Raw genomic sequence first — 20,648 nt, 5'->3', positions numbered from 1 at the left:
CGCAAAGATAGCGTGCATCAAATTCGAGTATTTAATGCATAAAGTGAATGTTGGTTCAGTCTTGTAGTGATTGGCTTAAAAAGCCGCACTAATCCTGCTGGCTGATTTCCGCTTTTGCGTCCTGAACCTGTTCTTTCAGCTCTTCAACTCCCCCCTGAAGGGCAGCCCAGAGTTTGACAGTACCGGAGACCACTGCTTTCTGCACGGTTGGGTTGGTTGCAACAAGGGCGATACCTGCGCCGAGAGCCAGTCCTTTGAGATAGTCTGTGTTGGTTACATTTACCCATGAAGTCAGGGAGGAATCAGTAGTTGCCGGAGCAGTTACCGGGGCGGTGGTTACTGCGGTCTGGGTAGGTTGCTGCACAACGAAATTCTCGGTGCTGGACTGGGTAACGGTTTCGTCGGGAGAAGTGCCGGGCTGGGGCTGGTTAATATAGTCGTTCACTTTTTTATTCCTTGCGTTTGTCCGCTATTTTTCAGTGGTTTCGGTTTTGCCGGAGTCAGTCTTGGGTGCTTCAGTCTTTTGGGTGGCTGTTTTTTTTGTAGTAGTTTTCTTAGGTGCTGCTTTTCGGGTTGCTGTCTTCTTGGTGGTTTCTTTTTCAGCTGTATCTTTTTTAGCAGTAGTCTTCTTGGGTTTTTCGTCTTTGGATTCCATAACCAGAGGCGCATGTTTTTTCTTCGGTTTGGTCTTAGGTTCCATAACCAGAGGAGCATGCTTTTTCTTGGCCGGAGTCTTCACTTCCGCAAGAGCTTCAGCAGGCTTGAGTACGCTGTCCATGGCGTATTTTGTTCCGGTTGCCACGGCAATGATGCCTACTGTGGATAGGACCGGGCCGAGTTTAAGAGCACCGACTGCCGCAGCGGATATGCCCGCCGCAACAGCTGTTGCTCCGGCTTCCTTGGCAACGTCAATTACAGCTTCCTCTTTGCTTTTCTGCTCGTTGCTTACTTCACGGATTGCTTTTGCAGCCGCTCCGGTGCCGCCGATGATTGCACCGAGGAATGCGGTGCCGAGGGTTGTCTGGAGCAGGGTTGTTTTGTCGTTGTTTTGTTGTGCCATGTTAAAATCCTTCAAATTAGAAACGGATATTTATAGATTAAGAGTCTTTTTCAGTATCAGTGGGTACGGTAACCTGCGGGCCTTCGGGATCTTTTTCTCCGCCGAGCATGGAACCGACTACTCCGGCCACTGCACCGCGTACTGATTCATTGCTGGCCAGAAAGCCTACTGCGGCACCGACAATGGCCCCTTTCCAGAAATCACCGTCAGTATCCTGAAACAGAGACATTATTTTTTCGGGATCGGCCTCACCGTTCATGATGTCGGTCATTACGCCGTACATCTGGCCGAGCTTGTTCTGGTCAACTTTAGCCTGGGCGGTTTCGGGGGCAGCCTGAGCGTTTAAATCGGGCTGAAATGTCTGGGCTGCCTGCATGGTCGGCGCGGGCTGTTGTGCTGGTTGCTGCGTTGGCTGCTGCATCGGCTGAACCTGCACGAATCCTGCTCCGGGCACATACTGGTAAAATCCCCCGGCCTGCGGCTGGGCATACTGCACTGAGCCCATGGCGGGCTGAGCGTACTGGGCAGAGGGCTGCTGGGGGGCAGTCATCTGGGGCTGTGCAGCATTCATTTGCGGGGCAGCCTGTTGCGGCTGAACCGGTTGCTGTGGTGCGGCCTGCTGGACACTGGGCTGGGCCTGAGCATTCTCAGCGGAATCGCCGGGGGCGACATAGGCCTGTCTGGTGTCTTCCATTTTTTAGTCTCCTTTATTAAACGATGGTTATGCGGTCATGATTGATTCAAATTCCGCAGCCAGTTCCTGAAATCTTTCCGGGTCGTCGGTGGTCAACGCCTCATGCAGTTTTTCCGGGATAATTACTTCCGGGTCGTACTCAATGACAGCGTTGCGGGTAAAAAAGTTGAACTTGCTGCTAATAATACAAGGAGGCGGGGTTTCCCCTGCCTCCTCTTTTAGCTTTTTAGTTCTTGGATCAGCCAGCAGTTTTGCAGCTAATTTTATGCGGATGCGTCCGGGAACATGATGTTTTATCGTCAGGTAATCCCGGAGTTCCATCAACAATTGAAAATCCATTATGTCGGTTGCTCCTTTGGAGTTACTTCTATTGGAGTTGCTTCTATTGCCAGTGTCGGCGGTTCGTAGCGCAGCAACCGTGCTGAGTTTGCCAGTACTCCCAGAGAATGTCCAATGTGGATCATACCAGCCATGATAGGGGTCAGCATGCCCATGGCACCGAAAACGACACCCATAAGGTTGGATCCGGTGGCGATCCAGAAGTTCTGGTGAACCACTTTCAAAGTCTGTTGGCTTAAAGACTGAACGTAGACTAGTCCGTTCAGGTCGTCATTGACCAGAGCGATGTCCGCCGCTTCAATGGCGACTTCGCTTCCCCCGGCACCCATGGCAACACCTACGTTTGCGTGGGTCAGGGCAAGAGCGTCATTCACGCCGTCGCCGACCATGAGTACTGCTGCGCCTCCGGCCTGCATTTCATCGACAATATTTGCCTTGTCTTCAGGCATTACCGAGGCATGAACCGTGGGGATGCCCAGACGCTTGGAAAGCTCTTTGGCAGTGTTCGGTTCATCCCCGGTAATGAGAACAATATTTTCGGCACCGTTGTGTTTCAGTTGCTGTACCACCTCTGTGCTTTCGGGCCTGATCAGGTTGTCGAAGGCCAGCAACCCGATGATTTTTTTGCTTTCTGCTACGAAGAGCACTGTGCGGCCCTGTCTGCGCAGGGGAGCGGCTTTTTTGGCCGCATCCGCAATTTCCACCTCATGTTTATCCATGAGCTTGCGGTTACCGACCAGAATATCGTTGTCGCTGACTTCCGCACGCATGCCCATGCCCAGAAAATATTCGCAGACCGAATGTTCTTCAGGCGCGATCTCGCGGGCGTCGGCTTCCATTTTAATGGCCTGTGCCAGCGGATGATGGTTGTGCATTTCCACTGAAACAGACATTTGCAGGATGCGCTGTTCGTTTGAGCCGTTCAAAGGAACAATCTTAGTCAGCACCGGTTCGTTGGTGGTCAGGGTTCCTGTCTTGTCAAAGCAGACGGTATCGGTTTTACCGACCTCTTCAAGGTAACGTCCGCCTTTGATTAAAATGTTGCGCTTGGCAGCCGCGCTGATTGCTGCGGATACCGCAGTGGAAGCCGCCAGAACAGTTGCACAGGGGCAGGCCATGACAAGCAGCACGGTGAATGCCCGGTAGAGGCTTCCGGTCAGCAGCCATGTTCCCGCAGTGGTTACAAAGCCCACTTTGATAAGGTTGGCGGCCAGTTGGTCGGCGACACCTTCAATGGGGGCGCGGTTTTCCAGCGAATCTTCAACCATTTTCAGAACCCTTGAGAGGTAGGTCCTGTCACCTACTTCATTGGCCCGCACATAAATAACACCCTGACGGACAAAGGTTCCGGCCAGAACTTCATCGCCCACTGTGCGGGGCACGAAGTCCGAACGTCCGGAAATGGGGGATTCGTCCATAAGAGCTTCGCCGTCGATGATTTCGCCGTCCACGCAGACCTTTTCGCTGGTGTGCAGGACGACAATATCGCCTTTGCGCAGGTCCTTTACTTCCCTTTCAACCTCCACGCCATCCACCAGAACGAAGGTGTGATGGGATGTTACTTCCAGAATACTGCTGATGGATTTGCGGGAACGTTCGGTAATCCAGGCCTTGACCAGTTCGGCACCGGAGTTGATCCAGAGTACTTCAAAGGCGGTCAGGGCTTCCCCGGCTGCAACAGCGGCAACACAGCTGGCTCCAAGGAAGGCTTCAAGGGTGAACCGTTTCTTTTTCAACTGGTCGTATGCTTTTTTAAAGAGCGGCAGCGAAAGCCCCATGGCGATGATGCCCAGAGGGCTGAGCGCAGTTTCAGCCACAGTCAGCCCCAGAATCGATGTGCGTACAAAGACAACACCCATAACGGCACTGACAGCCACAAATCGTCTGAAAGCTGATTTTACCGGATTGCATCCGGCATGGGTCACTTCACAGGCGTTGCATTCGCAGAGGTCGGAAGCACAAGCGGGACCGCCGATGCCCAGCGGTCTGTTTATTTCAGCCGAGCCGAGCAGCTTATTAAGGAACGCGAAGAGTTGTTCCACGCTGGTTTTATCTGCCTTGAAACGGATGACGAGGCTTCCGCAGCGGATATTGGTGCGTACATTTTCAACATACCCGGTCCTGCCTAGTTCCAGATCAATATTACCGGCAAGGTGCTCATTTCTAACGAGACTGCGAATGTTGAATCTTACTCTGCCGCGAGTAGAGTGTCGTAATACAATATTTTGTTTCACAGTTAATCCCAACTAATTTTAATAGTCATATTTGGTTTTTATACAAATCAAGAACGTGATATTCATTTTCAATGGGGGACTCGATTTGTTCAATTAAATAAGGTTTGTCTTGTCCGGCTATAGTTTACAAAAGCTCGCAGTATCATTGCGGCGTATAATTATAAATAATGTATTAAAAGCCGAACATGAAGTTGATAATGAAATTCCAAGTCATTGTCACGGGTTTATTATAAATGATAGATAAGAATTAAAATGAAGAGGGCGAACTCGGAGGTATAGCAACAAAATCATTCACAGCGCAGATGAAATCAGCGCATTGGAGCCTGGAAGTCGTGATTATGAATGAAATTTCTAAGGAAATAGCTCACTGAACAGCGTGTGCCTTGTTATTTTGCAGGTCTTGCCGGTCTGGCCGAAACCGCCCAGTGTACGGCAGTAAAGCCGAGGAAAGCAACCGAAGCCCAAAGGTGCAAGGGTCTGGCAGCCCTGAATTTAAGTATGCCCGATGCTGCGGAAGCACCAAGGGTAGCAACCATGCCGACCTTGGAAACAGTCTTGGTTGTGCTGGGCTGCAGGGGACAGTCCTTACACTGGCGGAATTTTTTTGTTTTGGTTTTCTTCTGTTTCATTTCCACTTCGGGGAAAGAATATTTTGAATTTTCGGGGAATGTATTCATGGTTGTTGCTCGTGGTTTTTTTTGTTGAGTTTGAGATTGAATCTCAATTTAAATCATAGGTACAAATACAAATAGATTTTGTCAATTGGTAATAATTGCAGTCTCAGCCATTCTAAATGGTCCCCCCTCAGAGCCCATCTGATTAATCCTTACATTGCCATAGCCAAAGGCAATTCCCCAGCCTTCATGGATTTTGCCATCTTGATAGTCTGGGAGAGTTTCTTCTGTACTTCTCCTATCCCGCGAGACTGGTGCAGATCATTGAAGTCGGATAGGCCTTGCGTTTTTTCGTCCTCGCTGAACTTGGGCGTTACCAGCAAGCCACCGACGGCTTTGGCTGCGGCTTCTGCCTTTTCTACCCCGACATTGTTTTTGAGGTGATGGTCGTTGTCGCTGACCAGCACGATGGTGCTTTTGGGGTATTTGGCTTTCAGGGCTTTAGCGACCGGTTCGAGATTGGAAGCGTCGAACGCTGCGACAGTGGGCATATTGCTTGCCATGTGTGCGCTGGCAGCCGTGGCGTAGCCTTCGGCAACGAGGATCGGCCCGCCTTTGGCGATCTTTTCGCCGGGGTCAATGGTGTGGAACATGCCTACTTTTAGGCCGCCTTTTTCGAATAGTTTACCGTCCGAGGTGATGGTTTGCAGGGTGTGGATATGGCCTTCAACGTTACGGCCCGGCACAAGCAGATCCCCGCGTTCGTTTACCTTCACCGCGTAGTTGGGAACTCCTTTCTTGCTCAGGTATTCCTGTTGTTTGGTGGCCCATTGAGCGTTGGTCCACTTGGCATAGGAACGTTTTGAGGCTTTTTCGCGTTGCTCGGCGAGGGCCCTTTCACGTTCCTGTTTTTTTTGGGCGGCCTGCGCTTTGAGCTGTACTTTCTGTTCTTCGGTCAGCTCGGTGCCTTCTGCTTTCCAATTCATTTTCAGGCCGGTTTTGTGGTTCTGGATGAAACCGGCGGGGTGGCCGTCAAGGAAGCCTTTGTATGCGCCGTCTTTTGAATTGAGCTTGCCGTCTATTACTGGCACGCGGTGTAGTGTTCCGTCCATGATCGGCATCTGGCCCTGAAGATCAAGCCCGGCTTCCTGTATGGCCTTGGCGAACTCCTGAACCGCGTTTGTTTCCGGCGCGATGATCTTTTCCTTAGGCAACCATTGAGCCAGTGGTCCAAGATCAGTGCCAGTGGGGGCAAACCAGAGCTTTGCGGACTTGTCCCAGCGTGCTCCGTGCTTCTTGGCAAGCCATTTCTGTTTATACGGCACGTTCAGGTAAGTCTTTTTCATTGCTATATTTTTCACTGTGGCCTCTTTCTGTTGTTTAGATTCTTTGGCCGGAGCCTGTGATTTTGAACCGGGCATCCAACGGGCGAGCTGTTCAAGGTCTGTGCCTTCAGGAGCGAACCACATTTTCTTGCCCTTATCCCACTTGGCCCCATGGTTTTTAGCTTCATTCTTTTCAGAGAACGGGACTTTGAGATATGTCTTACCGTTTGCCGGGACTCCGTACATTGATTCCCGTTGCTCAAGATTGGCCTTATCCGAGGCGGAGATTGAGATTCCTTCTTCCTTTGCTTTTTGCAGGCTGCGTTCCTTTTCAAAATCCAGCGTGTAATCCTTGATCTTTTCCGCACTCTGGCAGGCCCGGATAATTTCAAAGGGGTCTTCCTCAAGCACTTTGACCCAGTTTTCAACGTAACTGAGATGCTGGCCGGGGTCATGGCTAAGGCCGAGTTCCGCGCTGATCATCCAGCTTGCAATTTCGGCACGCAGCTCCTCTTTCGCGTAAATTTCGGAACCGAAAGGCCCGAATTCACGGTCAAGGCGCGATTCATGGCCGGTCCAGTGCCCCAGCTCGTGCAAAGCCGTGCTGTAATACTGATCAGAGTTTCCAAAGGCGGCGTGCGGCGGAAGATGAATCTCATCTGAGGATGGCCTGTAAAATGCCTTGTTACGCTGGTCATGGGTGATGCTGGCCCCGGAGTTATTGAGAATGACTTCGGCCCGGTCATCCGGGTTCCATGTGATTTCCCGGCCATCCCATTCCGGGATTCCGTCAATCTGGCTGGCGTGGAAGACATTGGAGAAGCGGATAATCGGCTTTGCGAGCATGACCGTCTGCGTCTGGGCGTTGCCGTCATCATCCAGAATGTTCTTGTTCTCATCATCCTTGAGCGCGATCTGGCGGGACATCTGCCAGAAAACAATGGACCGGGATGTTGAGCCCTTGCGGACCTGCCAGCCTTTGGACTCTGCCTGCCTGTAGGTTATGAATCTGGGGTCATTCAGATCATCCAAACCGAGCATGAGCTGGTTAATTCCACGGTACACAGTACCGGAAACCGGGTTGAAAGCAGGCTTATATTCACCGGCTTTCCAAGGCTTGATCCATGGGGCTGTCCCGTCCTTCAGCTTCTCAATGACTTCTTCAGCAAACCGTTGATAGTATGGAGTTTTGTCTTTCGCCATGGCTATTCTGCCTCCTCAAAAGGATCGAAACAAGCGTCCTGCGCATCTTCAAGGCTGAGCGCGGTTTCTTCAAAAGCCCCCATATGATCGGCCAGTTCCTGATCCACTTCCATGGCCGCGCCGGGGTTTTCGCTCAGTTCCCGGTCAATCTGCCGGGCCTGTGCGTCCATATGTTTTTTGATTTCATTGTTTGTGTACATTTTTACTCCTTGGTTTAATTTTCAAGTTTGGGTTTTCCTTTCTCGTCAAAGCAACGGAATTTGCAATCCGGGAATCCGCTGCAACCCCACCAGAACAACCCTTTGCGCTTGGCTGGCCTACGAATCAGACCCTTGCCGCAATCCGGGCAGGTGTGTTCCGTGGATGGGGCCATTTTCTTGGCAGGCTTGGCCTTGAGATCAGGCTTGCCGGATTTATCGGGGAAGGTTGCTTTGCAGTCGGGGTAATTTGAGCAGCCCCAGAATTTTGTTTTGCCTTTGCGTGCTCGCAGAATTCCGGTTTTGCATTTGGGGCATTGCACACCTTGAATCTTGATATTCAGCCCTTCGCGTTTAACGCGCTTAATCTCCCTAGCAACCGAATTGTCCACCTCCTCAATGAACTTGAGGTGATTCAGTTCTCCGGCTTCAATCTGCTTTTGCTTCTCATGCCAGAGCGCGGTCATGTCCGGCTTAACAGCGAATTCCGGCAGGGCATCATGGAAATTACGGCCCAGTTCGGTGCTGACTACTTTTTTTCCATCCTCACCCAGAAAGCCGCGCCTGAAGAGCGTGTCGATATGAGCATCACGGGTGGCCGGGGTTCCGATTCCACCGGCTTCATCCTGCTTGTCGCTGTCTTTGTCCAAGAGCAGCTTTTTGATTTCCGGGTCGGTCACGTACTTTGCGACTGAGGTCAGTTCTTTGAGCAGTGTTTTCATGGTGTAACGTGCCGGAGGCTTGGTGAAAGCCTGCACAGATTCGGCGGATTCCGCCGGACCTGAATCTCCCTGCTGAAGCCGGTACAGCTTCGGTTGCCGTTCTGCCTTTTCGTATTCCTTGAGGGCCAGCTCATCCAGCATCCTCCAGCCCGGCGAGCTGTTCACTCTGCCTTCAGCCTTGAAAGTGTGACCGGCAATTTCAAGTTCAACTTTGGTGCTTACAAACTCCGCCGGGGGATAGAACTGGGCAATGTAAAGCTTGGCGATCAGCTCATAAATGCGCCGTTCATCCTGTGTGAGTTTGTCGAGCTGCGGCACGTTCATGGTCGGAATGATGGCATGGTGCGCGGTAACTTTTTTGGAGTTGAAAGCCTTGGATTTGAGCTTGGGTGTGGCGTATTCGGCCATATCCCCGAAGGGCGGAGTCAGGGACAGCAATAGCTCCGCAGCTTCCGCGTGCCGCTCGTCATTGAGGTAACGGCAATCACTGCGGTTGTAGGTGATGGCCTTGTGCTGGTCGCGCAGCCGCTGAGTGATTTCCAAAACCTTTTTGGGCTTGTAGCTCCAGAGTCCGGCGGCATCGGCCTGCAAAGCCAGCAGGTTGTACGGCAATGGAGGATCGTTCTTGCGCTCAGTGGTCTGTGCAGAAAGGGTTGTTGCCGGTTTGCCTTTAATATTGCTGACAATTTTGCTGGCAAATTCAGCCTCAATGACCCGCCCTTTGGCGTCCACGGGCGCATCTTCCGCTGGAACAAATTCCACTTCCACAACCTGATCCGTCAGAGCTATCCGGGCTTTGACGATGTGGTATGCCTGCTTTTCGTGCCCTTCATGGGCGCGGTCACGGGCAACTACCAGCCCCATAATTGGAGTCTGGACCCGGCCCACGGAAAGGACACCCTGATAGCCTTTTTTCTGGGCCATAGTGGAATAGCAGCGGGTCAGGTTGTATCCGACTCGCTGGTCGCAGACCGCACGGGCCAGAGCGGACATGGACAGCCCGTGAAACCTGCGGTTGTCTTTCATGTCCTTCAGGGCCTTAAGGATTGCCGGACTGTTGTTGTCGTTAATCAGAATTCGTTTGGTCGGCTTGCCTGTTAATCCGGCAAACTCGATAACCTCATCCACCAACCGCTGACCTTCAGGGTCCGGGTCGCCTGCGTTGACCAGCTCGTCTGCCTGATGGGCCATTTCGATGATTTTTTTCAAATGGGCGGCGTGCTTTTTTTCCGGGACATAGCTGACCGGCCATTTCATAGGCAGTGTTTTGAGATCCCAGAGCTTGTAACGCTCATCGTGTTCTTCAGGATCAGTAAGCCGCAGCAAATGCCCCCAGAGCCATGTGATACGGTCGTCGTTGACATGGAAAGCCGCTCCGGTCGGTCTGGCAGGACCGCCGAGAGCTTGAGATATGGCTTCCGCCACATCCCGTTTTTCCGCTATGAATAAACGCATAATCTATCCTCCTAATTTGTCAGGCTGTTGAAAAACGGCGATTTGTTTTTGAACAGCCTGATGGTTAAAACAGGTACAACCCTCTGCAACCGGTCAAGATCGACCAGCCCGAAGTAACGGCCATCAAAGCTGTTTTCGGAATGAGTGGACAGGGCCAGACATTTGCCGGAGGGAATAACTGTTGAGTTCAGGAAAATTGGTAAAGGCTTGCCGTGTCGGTCGGTAGGCTTGGCTTTGCTGCGCGGCAGCAGCTCGGAATTGATACTGATGCCTTCTTTGTCGATCTGGAGAGTGTCGCCGGGAAGACCGACCAAAACCTTGAGCAACGGCCTGTTGTTCCAGCCCAGATAATGACGCTCTAGGGCGATGCTGAAATATGGATTCTGTTCATCGAGGCTGAAGGTGATCAGGTCCCCGCGCATAGGTTTGCCGGGAACGATTTGATAGACGCCATGGGCCATGGAATCGGTCAGGTTGATCCGATACCCGGCAGAGTGCAGCAGGAAAACAAGTGTCAGCGCATGACAGCAGAAAGAGATCAGCAGGAAGTTTTTCATGCCGCCTTCCTGTTGATATTTTTATTCCAGTAAAACTTGCGCCATGTGCGTTTGGATTGGTCCGTTTTAGGGGGCGTTGGACAGCAGCGTCCGTCTATTTGGGTCAGCTCTTCAGGTGTCTGCGCAGCGAGCCATTTTTCAAATTTTTCATCCTGCCCGGCCAGTTTCGCTTCTTTCGTTTGCTGCTTTTCCAGCTTTTCTATCTTGCGGATTACTGTTTTTTCTTTCTCCATGTTGGCAAGAATTTGCTCGTTTGGAGTCTGGAATCCCACCGGCTTACGCCATGTGCCTTTGCTTTTCAGGGTGGCAAAAAGATAATTGCACGGACCTTTGTGGGCTTCGGGGAAAGTGTCGTGTTCCAGTTCCCATTCAACGGCATGGAGTGAGTTCTCGATGTCAGCAACGCTTTCGTCTACTGGCAGCCGATGCTGAACAATCTGACGAATTTGATTCGGGCCGAATTTTTCGGCATGGAGTCTGGGCCAGAGAATTTCAAAATCGTCCGCGCTGAGGGACAGCAGTCTTCGCGCCCATAATTCATTTTCTTTAAAACCAGATAGATTTCTTTTCTGTCTATCTAATAAGAGGAGGTCTTGATACCGATCTCCATTGGTTTCAGATTGCGATTCGGAATTGCTGTCAGCCCTTGAATTGCAAGGGGTAACAGCCTGTTTTACATGATCGGCAATAGCGGAAAACGGATACCGGTCCCGCTTGGTATCAAGATCGGTATCATTACGATCAATATACCGATCATGTTTGATAACACCGGATTGATACCGATCAGCTTTGCAAGCATTTTCGGTATCAGCCTGCACGGGAAAGGCTTGCAACAGCTCCTTCATACGTTTCATAGGCTTGGCATTCAGCTTAAGAATGATACCGAAACGGGGCCCGCGTTCGTGCAGACTTTTGGTATAAAATCCGTTTTCATGGCCCTGTTTGATTACCCTCCGTGCGGTCACTTCGCTGCAAAATGCTTCTCTGGCAACGGACTGAATTACAAGTGGAATTTCATCATTCTCGGCATGGTCAGCAAGCCCTGAGATGATACCGAAAACACGTTTGCCCTGATCGGATAAGCGGGAAAAGAGCAGGTCGGCATTGTCCTCCAGATTCAAGGATTGGAAGGCGTCCCGGTCCTTCCGGTCATGGCTGTTACCAATGGTATCGGGATACCTGTCAGCATTGGTAACACCATGCTCTTGATATCTTTCATCTTTGGTAACAGGTGACTGACCGTATTCTTCGGTATGCAGCTTAAGAAACCGCTCGCAGCGTTCTTTATTCAGGGTGAGAATACTTCCGTGTCTGCGGCCTGCTTCGTGGCTCTTGCGTTCAAACAGCCCGGCACGCTCACCTTTTGGAATAGTGCGCAGGACGCTTAATTTGCTACACCCAGCAGTGTGTTGCAGGCTGGAAAGAACAAAAGGAAACTCCCTTTCCATTGTCGGTGCAGACTGGATAAGGGCGGCAATGATCCTTTTGCCGGTCGGGGAAAGGGAATTGTAAAATTCGTTTTTATTCGCCACTGAAGTCATAAAAGTAAGGTGCTGTTATAGGTTCTGGAAATCGCAAGGACGGAGTCATCTCTTCTTTATGTTTGCCGGGAATGCGGACATAGACAGCGTTGACAATGTCCGCATCTCTAAAAGTTCTTTTAGGATTTAGGGCTATTCGTGTTTTTCATCGGGACTATTTTCTTCAATGAGTTCATCCATCTGCTCGCTTAATTCTTCAGCGGTAGGCTTCGTTTTTACCGGGCCTTCAGATATGGACACATGGATGATATCGGACTTCTCCGGGGCCGGGATCATCGACCGTTCAAGGAATTCAGGATCAAGGAAAAATAAGATTTGCATTCCGTAGATAGGCGCGAAACCGGCGGGGAATATGAGCATGTCCCCGGCCTTGGTAATCCCGCCGCTACCGTCCTTTTCCGCGCCGGGTAGGCGCATGCATTCGTCTGGAGTGAGCAAGGCTCGCTTGGCTTCGGAAATGCTGACATTGGCCTTGTTCATATGCCCGGAGCGCGTGCCGGAGAGTGAAGTCTTTTTTTGGACTATGGTTGCTTCGCCGGTCATTTTGGACAGGATCTGCGCGGTTTCGATTTTGTTGGGTGCGTAGGCGATACGCAGATGGCAGTTGCTCATGATCGATTCTTCCTTGCCGTAAGCGGACTGAAGTTGAGCCAGATCCTGCACAATGATGTAGGCCTTGATTCCGTACCCGGCCATGAAGGCCAGAGCGCGTTCAAAGATTTCCATCTTGCCCAGTGAGGTGAATTCATCAAGCATGAGCAGCAGACGGTGGCGGTATCCGGCTTTAGCCTGCCCGTTTTCAAATTCCATATTCTCAGTGAGGCGGCGCAGAACGATGTTCAAGATCAGGCGTACCAGCGGACGCAAACGGTCAATATCTGAGGGCCGGATCACCAGATAAAGCGAAACTGGTTCCTCAGTGTTCATCAAATCCTTGATGCGGAAGTCACAGCCGGAAGTGGCCCGGCTGACCACCGGATCACGATAAAGGGCCATGTTTGCTACGGCAGTGGAGACAACCCCGGAAAGCTCGGCCTCGGCTTTGTTGAGCATTTCACGGGCAGCGGCGGAGATGAATTTCTTGATAGCAATGATTGAATTTTCGTCCATTGCATCACCGAAGAGTTCACGCAGATATTTGTCATGCTTGTCGGTGAGCATCTCCTCAAACAAAGCGGAAATATCACGTTCCTCGTCAGCAAGCATGAGTGAAAGATCGTTGAGTGTGGCGTGCCGATCTTCCCTGATCCGGTAAAGAATCAGGCAATGCAGGATGGTTCCGCCGAGGAAGGAAAAAGCGGCTTTGTTCCAGTAATCCTTGAGGCCCTTGCCGTCCGGGTCGACAATCATGCTGGCAATGTTCTGGGCATCGGGGATGGCGTGCGGTCCGCCAAGACGAATTTCGGAAAGCGGATTGTAACGTGCTGCGTTGCCAGTGGCATCCGTAGGGTCAAACCTCATGACCTTGTGGCCCTGCGCCTTGCGCCAGCCGGAGGTCAAAGCCCAGTTTTCACCCTTGATGTCCAGAACAATAGTACTTCCTTCCCATGAAAGAAGGGTCGGCAGTACCAGACCAACTCCCTTACCTGAACGGGTTGGGGCAAAGGCCATTATGTGTTCGGGGCCGCTGTGGCGCAGATAGCGCAGGACTTTCTTGTTCTGCCAGCCGCCCACATAGACCCCGGAACCGCCGAGTAATCCAGCCTGTTTGATTTCCTTTTTATCGGCCCAGTGGGCGGTTCCATGGATGTCCTTTACTCCTTTAGGCTTTTGGGCAAAGAGCAGCAGAAAGCTGATCTGAAGCATCAAAGGGATGGCAAAGACGAGCTGGGCATCGGATATGATTTTATCCAGATATTTGCCGGACGGCAGCAGGGGAAGCCACCTAAAGAACATCCATGGCCAGTAGAAGTTCTTATAAACGGGCATCCCAAGATTTTTATGATAGCCGAAAATCTCCGCAATTTGCTGCGTGGCATAGCCCATGGCGGCTAACGCAATTACAAACATGATTGTCAGCTGATAAATCCAACTTTTGGAGTCAGCCTTTTTGCCAAGGCCATAAACATTCCTGCTCATAATCAGCTCCGATACGGGGTATAGGGGCGGGCAAAAACGATGTCCTTGGTGACCACCATGTTGAATCGCTTACCCGGCGCGGTGCTGATGGCCGGTTTGATGCTCATGTTGCTTTGCAGCAAAGAGAGGGTAGACTGGCCGAGCTGGCTGGAAAGAGCCGAACCCAGTTCATCCTGAAGGGACGGATTGTTGTTTGAGGATGAACTTTTATTGAATTTGTCCATGGCGTAGGCCGTGCCGCCGCTGACCATGCTCATGATGGCAGAAGATCCGAAGATACGCAGATAATGGTTGTCCACATCTCCGGTGTAACCGGCATAACCGCCTACATCCGTACCGGGCATAATGCCGAGGGTGATGGAAGAGCCATCGGGAAAGATAATCCTGTTCCACGCGACCAGAACACGTGATTGCCCCACGGCTATCCGTGAATCATAAACCCCGATCATGCGCGAACCTTGCGGGATCAGCAGGTGCTGGCCCGTGGCAGTGTCATAAATATTTTGACTGACCTGCCCAAGAATCTGGCCGGGCAGATCGGAATTAATACCGCTGATCATTATCCCGTTAATGACCGCCCCGGTTTTCAGCTCAAAAGGCTTGCCGGGAACACGTTCATAAGGAAGCTGCCAAGATCCATCCTTGCCAGCGCGGGAGTTAAGAAAATCTTCCTTTGCCTGCTTATCATCTTTTTGAACGGGTATTGTGGACGCTTCGTTTATGCCCAGCGGATGTCGGGAACGGATGTCCTCAATGCTCGGCGTGCTGATGATTTGCGTCTGGGGCAGTTTCTTTTCAGGAATAGCAGCCGCAGCCCTGAGCGGAGAATTAAGAGCGGCCTTCATATTTTCAATGCGGAAAGCTCGCAGCTCGACTTCTTCTTTTCTTCGCTGCTTTTCAAGCTCTGTAGGCTCTTCAGGGCGAACTACTGTGACCAGTGATTTGCTCAAAGGTCTTGTCTTTTCCTCTTCATGCTTTTCGCTCTGCGGAGGCATGGAAAGCCCGGATTTTTGCTCCGGGTCCTGAAGAGGCTGCCTTGTGTCTGCTTCGGTGATCTGCGCAGTGGTGCTAGAGTCCTGTATGGCTTCTTTTTTATTGGAGTTCTGGACGGCATAAACCAGAATTACCACCAGCAGCAGACCGACAGCGGCGATGACGTACATGATGCGTTTATCCAGTCTGGCTACTTTGACCTTGGGACGGGCGAGGCTGTTGGGAGAATCTGACATATCCACCACCTACTCAGCCTTGATGATGTACATCATCGCCACGTTGCGCGGGCGAGTCTCAGAGCCGCCGGTTGTGGAGGTGAAGAACCAGCGATTGCTGACGCGCCCTTCATCATCACCAACTCCGCCATGGTCGGGACCACTGGTATATCCATATCTGGTATGTCTACCGGGGTTACGCACGTTTGTTTCAGGCAAACCCTGAATATGGTTGTGCGCACCCAGCATGTGGGACTGCACATTCAGCAGACTTCTGCCGCCATCAACGCCTCGGCCATGATCCCAGCCGCGAATGAATTCACCACGCAGATCGGGGACTCTGCTGCCCACAATTGCGGTCAGCTCTGAATGGCCGCTGGTGGATTGTCCGTTGCATTCAAGCCAGCCGTCGGGGACTGACCCGGCAGGCCATGGAACAACGGTTCCCACTGGAACGCCGCTGATTTTTTGCGGTGTGACGTTGCTCAGGGTGTAGCTGGTGGCGTCTCCGGCAAAGGCTGCGGAGCAGAACAGCAATATAAATATGAGGGGAAAGAATATCTTTTTCATGTTTAGTTTCCTTTAATTGCAGGTAGTGAGGACCATGATTCTGCCGGTCCCGGCAGGTGGAGAAATCCACGATGAATCAGAATCAGCGGTGCGGATGCGCATGTGTACGCGCCAGTTGTTGGCGTCTTCACTGGTGGCCCAGCACTGAACGGCAACGATGGATTTTGAAACAGAACCTTCGGCAAATGCGGCAGGAGCCACAAAGATTTGCGGGGTGGAACTGACGCCGGGGGCACAGGTCGGTTTGGGAATAAGTTCGCCGTTGATGGCAACAGTGGAGCCTTTCAGGAATTGAGAGTTGCCGGAATCGGCAATGACTTGCGGTTCACCGGCACGGCAGATGTAAAGGCCCACGGCAGGATCAAAGAAAACACGGCCTTCCTTGTCTGAATCTCCACAGAAACCGGATGCGTCGATGTCGGCAAGGGTGTGTTTTTCAAAGTGAATTTCTTTGACTCCCTCAATGGCGTGATCGGTCATATCCAGCTCGGTGGACATTTCATTCAGTTCCGGGTGGCCGGGGACTTCCACGCGGTATAGGAAGTCCTTGCTGATGTCCTTTTCACGCAGGAAAGCACGTCCGCCGATATGGCCGGGAGCAGGAACAGGGATGTCCGTGCTTGCAAGATCAACAGTCCAGCCGCCGTAAGATCCGCGCAGCTCCGATGCTGATTGGCCGGGCATTTCTCCGGTAGGGATATAGCCTCCGGCACCGCCGACCATGGCCGCAGTTGCCGGGGCGATGGTGGTGCTGAAGTTTTTGTCATTTGCTGAGTGGGTACGTCCGGCATAGGTCAGAACTACGACCTGTAAATCTCCGGCTGAGGGCTGGAGCACATAGATTCCGTATCTCTGACCCCAGCCGTTGAGATCCTGAAAACTGTCAGGGAGAAAGCCCCCGCTGCGGAGCTGGGCCATAGTGACCGCAGTCGCACCGGAAGCAGTTGAAGAGGTTCTCAGGGAGGAGTAGTTTTCCTTGGCGTAATCGGAGGCGGCATCAAGCACGGCTGCAAGGTGATTGCTGACATTACGCTGCTTGATCTGCTCGACACCGCGGTCGATGAAATCACCGAGCAAGGGCATGAGCAAGGCAAGGATGATTAAAGCCGCCAGTACTTCAATTAGGGTGAAGCCCTTCTGTTTAATTTTATATTTATCTGTCATTTTAATTCCTTTCCCGCCTTCCAACTAAGGATTCCAAAGGGGATTATCCCCTTTGGCCGCCGGAGGCGAAATGCGATCATCAAAAGCGCGAAGCGCATCCAATTCTTCTTATTTCTTAATCATGCTGACGATGCAGCCTTCGGGTATGAACGAGGGCAGCGAAACGCCGTTCCCGTATTTGTTGAAAAGCTTGCCATTGCGGTTGATTCCGATGGCGTAGCTGTTCAGAAACAAGTCCCTGATAGCTTGTGCTTCCATGCTGTTGACCGATCCCCAGACGTAGATGTGTCCGTTGTCGAACCGGTTTGTCCAATTGCGGATGGGATTCCAACCGGACGGCAACCTTAGAAGTGAGGTGGATATTTCGCCGGATGATGGCGCAGAATTGCTGAGCGCGTAATTGTTTACGGCGTCGCGGTAGACACCGTAATTGGTGGCTACCGTTTCGGCCTGATATGTCCGGGGACTGAAGCTTGACTCGGCCATGACCAGAGCCATGACTCCGAGAATGCTGAACAGTGCGGCTAGGATTTTCATTTGGAATCAAAGCCTCAGCTAGTTGGATGTGAATACGATGGTATTGCTTTCGGCAACCTGATTGGTAATGGCCGCAACCATTCCGCTGGCCTGATCGATTTCCACGCCGTTCACAGATACGGAAACCCATGAACCGGCTTGAAAAGTTGCGAGCTTTACGCATGCATATTCGGGAACGCTGCTGTGGGTGATGGTGAAGGTGGTCGGGGCCGCGCCGGTGGCAACTGCGACCGCTCCGTTCCAGACGTTGCGGACTTCACCGGTACTTTTGATCATTCCATCGGGAACGGCTTCGTTAGTAACGGTAATGCTGGTCGTCAGCCCGTTGAAATCCGGCTCGCCCTGATAGAGGTTCTTGATGTCGAGGCGGAAGGTGGAAAGGTTCTGTTCTGCCTTGGCGATTTTGTCGTTGTCGATTCCTTTTGAAATCATGTAGCCGGAACCGCCGAGTACGATGAGGCCGATAAGTAATGCGCCGAGTGTTTCGAGTAATGTCATTTTAATATCCCATGTTTTGACCAAGTTGTTGTTGAAGTGATGTCACCGCGAGCACTATGCTGGTGATCATTGAGCTGATGCCGATGATGCAGGTTATGTTGATGATTTTGGCCTGCGTTTTGATTGTTTCCATGCCTTCTTCCAGCCATTCCTCGGCAATGAGGTGCAGCCGGGCATCGAAGCCGGGGAGAGTGGAATAGATGCGCAGATCTTCGATTATGGTTTGAGCGGGAAAGCGATAGCCGGAATCGTCCAAAGCTTCTCCGATTCCCTTTCCGAGGTTGAGCTGGGCTTTGACCGAGTTCAGCCGTTCCTTGAGCCATGGGCTTGAACCGGGAGTTTCAAGCATGTCGTTCATGGCTTGTGAGAGTTGAATCCCGGATTTCATCAGGGTTGAGAGGGTAAAAAGCCAGAGACTGCCGATGATAAGCCGGTAGAATGACCATGGCGGGATTCCGTCAAAGCGGACACGGATCTTGCCGGTCCAGATTTTGATGGTCACCAGTGAAGTGAGGAAGAGGAGCACCATTCCGACAAGCAGAATGGTCCCGAAGGTGGAATCCACAAATCCGGCCACTTGATAGAGTGTTTTTGCGCTGCCCATCCAGCGGGCAGAGTCGGAAAGCTCGGCAAGTTTGGGAACTACGTAGCGCGAGAGCACCAGCAGTAGTGCAATCAGGGCAATGATCAGGATTGCCGGATAGCTTAATGCTTTCCACATGGAGTTGACGATCTTCAATCTGGCTTTGATAAGCCGCACACAAAGTTCAAGGGCTTCATGGAGCTTCCCGGATTCCACGCCGCTCTGAAGGAGCATTGCTTCCTCAGCGGGAATGAAGCCGCGCAGGGCTTCATGGATATTGTCCCCGGAGTTGATGCGGGCCGATACTTCAGAGAGTACCGGGCTGAGCAGATTGCGTTGCTTGGCGTACCGTTCTTCAATGTAGGTGACAGCCTCAGCCACATTGATTCCGTGCCGGGTCATGGCCGCAAGCTTGCGGTAAACCCTGATCCGTACCGATTGGGTAAAGAAGAGTTTTGCCAGCAGATTGGTGTGTTTAAACAACTGCATGGGCAAACTCTTTTGTCTGGGAAACTGTTTCTAAGTGGCTGGAAATGAGACCATTGTGCTTGTGGTCATAATCCAGCGGAACGCCAAGTCTAAGCTCGGTGAGGCAGGGATCAATAACACCGGTCTGGATGAGCTCAAGGGCATGATCCACAAAGGTTCTGCCGTTCAAATCATGTCGCCAATGCTTGTATGCAGCGTCCATATTGCCGTTGCGGATGGCGTTGAGAATAACATGGTTAGTTGGAACCAGCTCAGCGGCAACAGTCTGGCCGATGATGCCCATACCCGCGCATTCTGAGCAACCTTCGCCACGAATATGGATCTGGTCCATGTCGGTTATGGTGTTCATGATCCGTTCTAAAAGCGGTTGCGGAAGGCTTCTGCGGCGCAGTTCGTTGTCGGGACCAAGGACGAAGACGTCTTTGATAGGCATCCTGCACTTGGGGCAGAGCACCGGAACCAGCCGCTGATGATGCAGGCCGGAAAGCACGGTGTGGTCGCAGAGGTATTCCAGCGGATCAGGGTAATTGGCCGCACGTAGCAAAGAAACCATGCGTTGAATGATTCCAAAAGCCGAGTTGGCGTGAACCGTGGTCCAGACGCCATGCCCGGTCTGGGCGGCATCCAGTGCGGCTGAAGCAGCCTGCGGGAAGCGGATCTCACCGATCATGATTTCATCCGGGTCGGAACGCATGGCCCCGGCAATGGCGTTGCGATAGGCCGCGCCTCTGTTTTCATCTTGATCGTTGGTGCTGACCCGGACCTGCTTGACCCGTTCCAGCGGGTATTCCGGCGGATCTTCAATGGCGAGGTAGTTCTTTTCAGGATTCTCCTCAGCCATGCTTTCCATGATGTGTTTTAGCGCGGTACTTTTGCCGTGTCCGGTGGGACCGGAAAGCAGGGAAAGCCCGGACCGCTGGGTCAAAGTCTGAAAGTCACGCATGTGCTGTTTGCAGTATCCGAGACTGGAAAGCCGCCCAGCCAGATTGCCTTTGGCCGTGGTGCGGTCGTAGAGCAGACGCAGGGCCATGAATGTCCCGGTGCCGTTGTCGGCCATGGCGCATTCCAGCGGTTCGGTGTGGATTCGAATGGAATGGACTTCCGAGGGCAGGAAGTCGTTGTTTACGATCCTGCCGTCCTGCCGTTCACGGGGAATGAAGGTCGAATCAACCTGATTGGACATGGTCTGATAGATGGCCACAATGACCTTGCGACCTTTCTCGCCCTTGAGTTGTTTGTAATCCTGCACCATGCCCAGCTTGCGGAATTTGATGGAGGCATACGGGCCAGCATCGGTGAGGTGGATGTCGGATGCGCCCTGTTTATGGGCGTCGGCGATAATGTCCACGGCCAGCGTCTGGATGTCGCTTTCAGTTTCGATGCGGGTGTAATGTTTTTTGCGCAGCTTCTGGAATTCACTGGCTTCAACCCGTTTGGTTTCCTTGTATCCTTTACGGGCGGCGTAGCTGAGAAAAGACATCAGATGCGCGTCATCTTCCAGCTCCGCAGAGATCAGGATTACGCCTTCAAGCAGTATGACACGTTCTTGCAGAATCTTTGGTATTTCGTTGTTGGTCAT

19 protein-coding genes are annotated in these 20,648 nt (G+C 52.0%); all 19 read right to left on the bottom strand.

The annotated features are described in order from the left end of the window. Positions 1-88 precede the first annotated feature (88 nt). Positions 89-445, bottom strand: a complete 357-nt coding sequence (locus FMS18_RS19430) for a YtxH domain-containing protein (RefSeq protein WP_163296326.1) — start codon at positions 443-445, stop codon at positions 89-91. A 24-nt stretch (positions 446-469) separates the two neighbouring features. Further along, positions 470-1,060, bottom strand: a complete 591-nt coding sequence (locus FMS18_RS19425) for a magnetosome protein MamC (protein WP_163296325.1) — start codon at positions 1,058-1,060, stop codon at positions 470-472. A 37-nt stretch (positions 1,061-1,097) separates the two neighbouring features. Continuing rightward, the gene (locus FMS18_RS19420; protein WP_163296324.1) at positions 1,098-1,754 is read right to left on the bottom strand and encodes a hypothetical protein; all 657 of its coding nucleotides are present in this window, start codon (positions 1,752-1,754) and stop codon (positions 1,098-1,100) included. Positions 1,755-1,781: 27 nt separating this feature from the next. Further along, the gene (locus FMS18_RS19415) at positions 1,782-2,093 is read right to left on the bottom strand and encodes a hypothetical protein (RefSeq protein WP_163296323.1); all 312 of its coding nucleotides are present in this window, start codon (positions 2,091-2,093) and stop codon (positions 1,782-1,784) included. Further along, positions 2,093-4,327, bottom strand: coding sequence for a cation-translocating P-type ATPase (locus FMS18_RS19410; protein ID WP_163296322.1), 2,235 nt, complete (start codon positions 4,325-4,327; stop codon positions 2,093-2,095). Before FMS18_RS19410 ends, FMS18_RS19415 begins: the two co-directional genes overlap by 1 nt. Positions 4,328-4,713: 386 nt before the next feature. Continuing rightward, positions 4,714-5,004 carry a hypothetical protein gene (locus FMS18_RS19405; protein WP_239061115.1) on the bottom strand — a complete coding sequence of 97 codons (291 nt, stop codon included), beginning with the start codon at positions 5,002-5,004 and terminating at the stop codon, positions 4,714-4,716. 149 nt (positions 5,005-5,153) lie between these two features. Continuing rightward, positions 5,154-7,469 carry a zincin-like metallopeptidase domain-containing protein gene (locus tag FMS18_RS19400; protein WP_163296321.1) on the bottom strand — a complete coding sequence of 772 codons (2,316 nt, stop codon included), beginning with the start codon at positions 7,467-7,469 and terminating at the stop codon, positions 5,154-5,156. A 2-nt stretch (positions 7,470-7,471) separates the two neighbouring features. Continuing rightward, positions 7,472-7,669 (bottom strand): hypothetical protein, encoded by a 198-nt coding sequence (locus FMS18_RS19395; protein ID WP_163296320.1) that lies wholly within the window; start codon positions 7,667-7,669, stop codon positions 7,472-7,474. A gap of 14 nt (positions 7,670-7,683) precedes the next feature. After that, entirely contained in the window at positions 7,684-9,843 is a 2,160-nt protein-coding gene (locus FMS18_RS19390) for a DNA topoisomerase (RefSeq protein ID WP_163296319.1), read from the bottom strand. An 11-nt stretch (positions 9,844-9,854) separates the two neighbouring features. Further along, positions 9,855-10,400 carry a conjugative transfer signal peptidase TraF gene (gene traF, locus FMS18_RS19385; protein WP_163296318.1) on the bottom strand — a complete coding sequence of 182 codons (546 nt, stop codon included), beginning with the start codon at positions 10,398-10,400 and terminating at the stop codon, positions 9,855-9,857. Further along, entirely contained in the window at positions 10,397-11,941 is a 1,545-nt protein-coding gene (locus tag FMS18_RS19380; protein WP_163296317.1) for a hypothetical protein, read from the bottom strand. Before FMS18_RS19380 ends, traF begins: the two co-directional genes overlap by 4 nt. Before the next feature lie 132 nt (positions 11,942-12,073). After that, the gene (locus FMS18_RS19375) at positions 12,074-14,020 is read right to left on the bottom strand and encodes a type IV secretory system conjugative DNA transfer family protein (protein ID WP_163296316.1); all 1,947 of its coding nucleotides are present in this window, start codon (positions 14,018-14,020) and stop codon (positions 12,074-12,076) included. A 2-nt stretch (positions 14,021-14,022) separates the two neighbouring features. After that, a complete protein-coding gene (locus FMS18_RS19370) occupies positions 14,023-15,249 on the bottom strand; it encodes a TrbI/VirB10 family protein (protein ID WP_163296315.1) in 1,227 nt (408 codons plus the stop codon). Positions 15,250-15,258: 9 nt separating this feature from the next. After that, positions 15,259-15,798 (bottom strand): phage tail protein, encoded by a 540-nt coding sequence (locus tag FMS18_RS19365; RefSeq protein ID WP_163296314.1) that lies wholly within the window; start codon positions 15,796-15,798, stop codon positions 15,259-15,261. A 12-nt stretch (positions 15,799-15,810) separates the two neighbouring features. Further along, on the bottom strand, positions 15,811-16,962 hold the full coding sequence (pilV, locus tag FMS18_RS19360; protein WP_163296313.1) for a shufflon system plasmid conjugative transfer pilus tip adhesin PilV: 1,152 nt from the start codon (positions 16,960-16,962) through the stop codon (positions 15,811-15,813). A gap of 108 nt (positions 16,963-17,070) precedes the next feature. Then, a complete protein-coding gene (gene pilM / locus FMS18_RS19355; protein ID WP_163296312.1) occupies positions 17,071-17,499 on the bottom strand; it encodes a type IV pilus biogenesis protein PilM in 429 nt (142 codons plus the stop codon). 18 nt (positions 17,500-17,517) lie between these two features. Beyond that, on the bottom strand, positions 17,518-17,997 hold the full coding sequence (locus tag FMS18_RS19350) for a type 4 pilus major pilin (protein ID WP_163296311.1): 480 nt from the start codon (positions 17,995-17,997) through the stop codon (positions 17,518-17,520). Between the two features lies 1 nt (position 17,998). Continuing rightward, positions 17,999-19,069 carry a type II secretion system F family protein gene (locus FMS18_RS19345; RefSeq protein WP_163296310.1) on the bottom strand — a complete coding sequence of 357 codons (1,071 nt, stop codon included), beginning with the start codon at positions 19,067-19,069 and terminating at the stop codon, positions 17,999-18,001. Next, positions 19,056-20,648 (bottom strand): ATPase, T2SS/T4P/T4SS family, encoded by a 1,593-nt coding sequence (locus tag FMS18_RS19340; RefSeq protein WP_163296309.1) that lies wholly within the window; start codon positions 20,646-20,648, stop codon positions 19,056-19,058. The genes FMS18_RS19345 and FMS18_RS19340 overlap by 14 nt, the downstream gene beginning before the upstream one ends.

It is taken from the genome of Desulfovibrio sp. JC022 (genome assembly GCF_010470665.1).
Lineage (GTDB): Bacteria > Desulfobacterota > Desulfovibrionia > Desulfovibrionales > Desulfovibrionaceae > Maridesulfovibrio.
Note: the sequence above shows the minus strand (reverse complement) of the source record. Positions and strands in the feature narration are given on the sequence as shown.

What these genes read in the sequence shown, in the direction of transcription:
- pilM (WP_163296312.1), bottom strand. Translation starts at nt 17,499, where the DNA reads ATGAAAATCCTAGCCGCACTGTTCAGCATTCTCGGAGTCATGGCTCTG.
- FMS18_RS19400 (WP_163296321.1), bottom strand. Translation starts at nt 7,469, where the DNA reads ATGGCGAAAGACAAAACTCCATACTATCAACGGTTTGCTGAAGAAGTC.
- FMS18_RS19405 (WP_239061115.1), bottom strand. Translation starts at nt 5,004, where the DNA reads ATGAATACATTCCCCGAAAATTCAAAATATTCTTTCCCCGAAGTGGAA.
- FMS18_RS19340 (WP_163296309.1), bottom strand. Translation starts at nt 20,648, where the DNA reads ATGACCAACAACGAAATACCAAAGATTCTGCAAGAACGTGTCATACTG.
- FMS18_RS19420 (WP_163296324.1), bottom strand. Translation starts at nt 1,754, where the DNA reads ATGGAAGACACCAGACAGGCCTATGTCGCCCCCGGCGATTCCGCTGAG.
- FMS18_RS19375 (WP_163296316.1), bottom strand. Translation starts at nt 14,020, where the DNA reads ATGAGCAGGAATGTTTATGGCCTTGGCAAAAAGGCTGACTCCAAAAGT.
- FMS18_RS19425 (WP_163296325.1), bottom strand. Translation starts at nt 1,060, where the DNA reads ATGGCACAACAAAACAACGACAAAACAACCCTGCTCCAGACAACCCTC.
- FMS18_RS19380 (WP_163296317.1), bottom strand. Translation starts at nt 11,941, where the DNA reads ATGACTTCAGTGGCGAATAAAAACGAATTTTACAATTCCCTTTCCCCG.
- FMS18_RS19345 (WP_163296310.1), bottom strand. Translation starts at nt 19,069, where the DNA reads ATGCAGTTGTTTAAACACACCAATCTGCTGGCAAAACTCTTCTTTACC.
- FMS18_RS19390 (WP_163296319.1), bottom strand. Translation starts at nt 9,843, where the DNA reads ATGCGTTTATTCATAGCGGAAAAACGGGATGTGGCGGAAGCCATATCT.
- FMS18_RS19415 (WP_163296323.1), bottom strand. Translation starts at nt 2,093, where the DNA reads ATGGATTTTCAATTGTTGATGGAACTCCGGGATTACCTGACGATAAAA.
- FMS18_RS19370 (WP_163296315.1), bottom strand. Translation starts at nt 15,249, where the DNA reads ATGTCAGATTCTCCCAACAGCCTCGCCCGTCCCAAGGTCAAAGTAGCC.
- FMS18_RS19350 (WP_163296311.1), bottom strand. Translation starts at nt 17,997, where the DNA reads ATGACATTACTCGAAACACTCGGCGCATTACTTATCGGCCTCATCGTA.
- FMS18_RS19395 (WP_163296320.1), bottom strand. Translation starts at nt 7,669, where the DNA reads ATGTACACAAACAATGAAATCAAAAAACATATGGACGCACAGGCCCGG.
- pilV (WP_163296313.1), bottom strand. Translation starts at nt 16,962, where the DNA reads ATGACAGATAAATATAAAATTAAACAGAAGGGCTTCACCCTAATTGAA.
- traF (WP_163296318.1), bottom strand. Translation starts at nt 10,400, where the DNA reads ATGAAAAACTTCCTGCTGATCTCTTTCTGCTGTCATGCGCTGACACTT.
- FMS18_RS19365 (WP_163296314.1), bottom strand. Translation starts at nt 15,798, where the DNA reads ATGAAAAAGATATTCTTTCCCCTCATATTTATATTGCTGTTCTGCTCC.